The organism is Mesorhizobium sp. M8A.F.Ca.ET.161.01.1.1, assembly GCF_004792105.1.
In the GTDB taxonomy this organism is placed as follows: domain Bacteria; phylum Pseudomonadota; class Alphaproteobacteria; order Rhizobiales; family Rhizobiaceae; genus Mesorhizobium.
This window is the reverse complement of sequence record NZ_SRTD01000038.1, coordinates 1-4,172: the sequence shown is the minus strand read 5'-3', so window position 1 is coordinate 4,172 and position 4,172 is coordinate 1. Positions and strand designations below refer to the sequence as shown.

The 4,172-nt window shown below is 58.4% G+C and carries 3 protein-coding genes and 1 pseudogene; all 4 read right to left on the bottom strand.

Annotated elements, in window-relative coordinates; translation table 11 throughout:
* Positions 1-496: 496 nt before the first annotated feature.
* The 4 genes and pseudogenes from EN804_RS34440 to fdxB all read right to left on the bottom strand — a co-directional run bounded on the left by EN804_RS34440 (position 497) and on the right by fdxB (position 4,090).
* Positions 497-1,654, bottom strand: a complete 1,158-nt coding sequence (locus tag EN804_RS34440; protein ID WP_063170386.1) for a TlpA disulfide reductase family protein — start codon at positions 1,652-1,654, stop codon at positions 497-499.
* A gap of 599 nt (positions 1,655-2,253) precedes the next feature.
* The gene (locus tag EN804_RS34435; RefSeq protein ID WP_024505903.1) at positions 2,254-3,267 is read right to left on the bottom strand and encodes a 1-aminocyclopropane-1-carboxylate deaminase; all 1,014 of its coding nucleotides are present in this window, start codon (positions 3,265-3,267) and stop codon (positions 2,254-2,256) included.
* Between the two features lie 236 nt (positions 3,268-3,503).
* Entirely contained in the window at positions 3,504-3,695 is a 192-nt protein-coding gene (locus EN804_RS38405; protein WP_127230899.1) for an exopolysaccharide production repressor protein, read from the bottom strand.
* Positions 3,696-3,774: 79 nt separating this feature from the next.
* Positions 3,775-4,090 (bottom strand): annotated as a pseudogene (gene fdxB / locus EN804_RS34425) (ferredoxin III, nif-specific).
* Positions 4,091-4,172 lie beyond the last annotated feature (82 nt).

Here is a 4,172-nt window from a genome sequence, read left to right as displayed (position 1 = left end):
GCTTGGTGATGATGAACTCGGCCAGCAGCTCGGCATCCGAATGGCCTTCCCATAAGCCGAAGGAATCCTGAGTACGAATGAGCCGCAGGAGGCATTTGACGAACGGGGAAGCAAGGGCCTCGTCGTCATTGTTGACAGCAGGGCCAACCGGAGGAATTTCGTTGTTCGTCATTTCAGTCTTCGTCTTCGAGGTACGATTTCCTTTTCCTGCGATGCCCACTCCGGGTCCGCTTGCGTGGCCGACGAATGGCTTGGGCGGGCCAACCCCAAGAGTGCCCCGTGGCCGACCTCGACATGTCCACGAGTGCGAGACCTGCGGCGCGAATTCGCGGCGCACATCGTCTGCGCCGCGATCCGACCGGTGGTCAACGCAATTGAAATCCAACCTTCCGCAAGCCGCCGCCCTGCTGCATCGACATACTTGCTGCGAAGAGAGCTTCGATGGGCGGATTGGCCAGTGTTCAATTCCAATTGTCAGTCCCTTCGCGATTCTTGCTCAGGAAGTGACTTCGTTTTGAGTTTCGGGTGCCTTCTTTTGCGGAGCCACACAAAGATCCGCGTGACAGGCAGGCTCACCCGTGTAGTTGGCCAGTGCTTCGAGCAATGGGGTAAGATAGTACTGTTTGGTGTGGTCCGGAATTGGCCCCAGCCGGTCCACCGATTTCAGTGCCACCTCGATCAACTCGATTGCGCGATCTTTGTTGCCGCTCTCGTAATAATACTGAGCTACCGGGAGGTACCGGAGGTATTTAAACGGGCCATCGCCGTTCGGGGGATTGAGTGCCAGTATCTGTTCCGAGAGCTCGTTGCCCATCGCAAAGCGCTCCGCGCGCGGAAGATGGGAATTGTCCATCGTGGGATCGAAGAGTTGGTTGAGGGCCAAGGCCATCCACGACACCGCGTCGGACGTTTTGTCGATCGCGTCCTCGACCAATTCTCGCATGACCGGCATGCCGGTCTTGATGTCGCGCAGCTTGTGAAGCAGAAGATCCGCATGAATCTGCCGGAACTCACAAGAGTCTGGCATCAAGGCGAGGCCTTCTTCGATGGCCAAGAGCGCCGCCGTCCAATCCTCGGCCTGCATCGCCGGCTCAAGTTTGGCGTATATCGGCCCGGTAAGCGACATTTCGCGCGCTGCAAGTTGGTTATGCGCGATGCGCTTTGCATCGGCGGCTTTCGCTTCATAGCTGCTGCGCCAGCTGCCGTTAAGGACTTTCGGCAAAACGTCATCGAGTTCCGCCGGGTGGCCGATAAAAGCGATGTGGCCGTCGCGGTCGACCACGAACGAGGTGGGAATCCCAATCGAAGAGCTGGGATCCATCCAGAGCTTGTTCATTTCGCCAATGTAATCGAACCCGATACGATAATTCAGATTCGGGAACTCCTCGGTCAGCCAGGCATCCACGTTGGTCCGCGCCTCGTCTGCGGTAGGACCCTGTTCGCAGGCGGCAACTCCGACCGCCTCAAATCCGCTGCCTTCATATTTCTCCTGCAGTTCGATCAAATGGGGCATGGCGTCGACACATGGTCCGCACCAAGTCGCCCAAAACTCAACGAGGTAGACCTTGCCGGGCCGAAAGTTCGTGAGGGGCTCGCCACGCAGCCAGTTCTCCACTTTGATCGCAGGAGCCGGGGACCCCATACGCAGTTCCATCTTGGTGTCCAAAGTCATTCCACACCTTTCGTCTCTTTTGTCGCGGAATATTTTCCAGTCAAAATCGGACACGGTCTCGAGGGCATCGCTCCCTCTGGCTTGCTTCAGCGAAGCTCTCACCGTGTTGCCGCACATCAAGCTGCAACGGAGGTGCCAATTCCCTCAGCTCCGGTAAGCGGCGGGAAATGCTTTGAAATTCTCCACGAGGCCAAATGCGGCCGATTGTCGTGAACCCGACATGTCTTCTGCCGCTGTCGGGTTTCGCCCTATCACTCTTGAGAGCTTGGACGGCTCGCCTGTGATTAGACTGGCCTCGGTCCTCGAGCAGTGGCAGTTTGGCGCCAGTTCGAAAGCCCGAACTCGCCGGCTTGGTCCTCGTGCCGCCACCGCCGCGTGTGGATTCTTGCCCCGGAGTCAAAATTCGCCTCGCGGTTGCCAACGGCGGCATGCGCTCAATGCGCGTGGCGTTGAGCACCGACAGCACGTAATGGTACCAATTAGTGGATGCCCGTCGCTGCCTCCACTTCTCCAGCCAAGCGCTCGAACGACGCTACCTACCCACGTTCGAGCGCGACCGCGGAATCGCAGACTGCCGAACGTCAGCCGTTGCGAAAGGTGTAGCCGTACCCGTTGATCGCCGGTGCGCCGCCTAGATGTGCGTAGAGGACCCTCGATCCCTGTGGAAAGAAGCCCCTCTGGACGAGGTCGATCATCCCTTGCATCGATTTGCCCTCGTAAACGGGGTCCGTAATCATGCCCTCGAGCCGCGCGCACAAACGGATTGCCTCTTTGGTTTCCTCCGATGGAACGCCATAACCCGGGTACGCGTAGTCCATGAACAACACCACGTCTGCCTCGACAATTTCCGCTCCGAGGTGGACGAGCTTCGCTGTATTTTGGGCGATGCCAAGCACCTGCGCCTTGGTCTTGGCGGGCATGGCGGAGGCATCGATACCGATCACGTTGCGCTGTCGACCATCCTTGGCGAACCCGACGAGCATGCCGCCGTGGGTTGAACCAGTCACCGTACAGACGACGATATAGTCGAAGGCAAACCCAAGCTGCTCTTCCTGGGCACGCACCTCCTCAGCGAACCCCACATAGCCCAGGCCGCCGTATTTGTGGACAGAGGCGCCGGCAGGTATCGCATATGGCCTGCCGCCCCTTGCCTTGACTTCATAAAGTGCCTTTTCCCAGCTGCGGCGGATGCCGATGTCAAAGCCCTCGTCAACCAGGCGCACCTCTGCCCCCATGATGCGGCTCAAGAGGATATTGCCGACCCGGTCGTAGACAGCATCATCATGTGGGACCCAGCTCTCCTGGACCAGGAGGCATTTCATGCCGATCTTGGCGGCGACCGCAGCGACCATGCGCGTATGGTTGGACTGCACGCCACCGATTGTGACGAGCGTATCGGCATCTGACGCGATCGCGTCGGGCACAATGTATTCGAGCTTGCGCAGCTTGTTTCCGCCGAACGCGAGACCGGAGTTGCAGTCCTCGCGTTTGACGTAGATTTCCACCTTGTCGCCCAGATGCTTGCCGAGGCGGTCGAGCCTCTCGATCGGCGTGGGTCCAAAGGTGAGCGGATAACGTTCGAATTTTTCCAGCATGCTATCTCCAGCAAAAAAGTACCTGAACCTGCTACGCACCGGTCAGCCCAGGGGTATGGTCGCGTGTTAGCCGAACACAGATTCCCTATACGATCAGCTCAGTCATCAGAGGGTGACCAAAATTGGTGTGGGTCTGAGCACTGATCCTGTCATCCGCGCATCAAAGCAGCAGCACATGCTGGGCATTCGACCAAGCCGGGACACAGCTGAAAATTGCATTCCGCAGTTGATCAGAGTCAGACGACTGGTACCCGAGCTTTCCTGTAACCATCGGCATGCTGGCCCCTGTGGCGAGTTCCACGAGCGCGGCTAGAGGACTGCCAGATCAGAAAGAGCACGCGGCCGAAGTAGCCGGCCTGAAGCAGCAGCGAACAGGCCAGCGTCGTGACGACTGCCACACGGAGCGAATCCAAAGCGAAGTAAACCATCGACGCATTGCTGCACAGGACCAGCCCCACGAGCCGACAAAAAGATGAAGTGCACGCCGCTCCCCTGGTTTTCGCCAGATCATGTTGCGAGCTCGTCGGCCGCAACATGCGTCTGGCAGTTCTTGGGGCAGACGCGGCCGCAGGCTCCGCAGCCTATGCAGCGGCCGGCATCATCGACAACCATGATCATGCGATTGAGCTTGCCGTCGAAATCGTCGTCCTCGTCATCGCAGGGGCGAGGATTTCACCCGCATCATCAACGCCGTGAAGATGCATGACATCGCGCGAGCAGACCTTGAAACAACGGCAGCAGCCGATGCAGATTTGCTATCGATGGAGGTCAGGTACGGCGGCATCCAAATGGAGCCGTCACGGGTGGTGAATGTGCGCATCATCCTAAATTCTTCATTGAAGCGAGTTCTCTCTTGGCAACATCCAACTCGGCATAAACGGCTTGGGTTTTCTCGGCGACTTCCT

What these genes read in the sequence shown, in the direction of transcription:
- EN804_RS34440 (WP_063170386.1), bottom strand. Translation starts at nt 1,654, where the DNA reads ATGGAACTGCGTATGGGGTCCCCGGCTCCTGCGATCAAAGTGGAGAAC.
- EN804_RS34435 (WP_024505903.1), bottom strand. Translation starts at nt 3,267, where the DNA reads ATGCTGGAAAAATTCGAACGTTATCCGCTCACCTTTGGACCCACGCCG.
- EN804_RS38405 (WP_127230899.1), bottom strand. Translation starts at nt 3,695, where the DNA reads ATGGTTTACTTCGCTTTGGATTCGCTCCGTGTGGCAGTCGTCACGACG.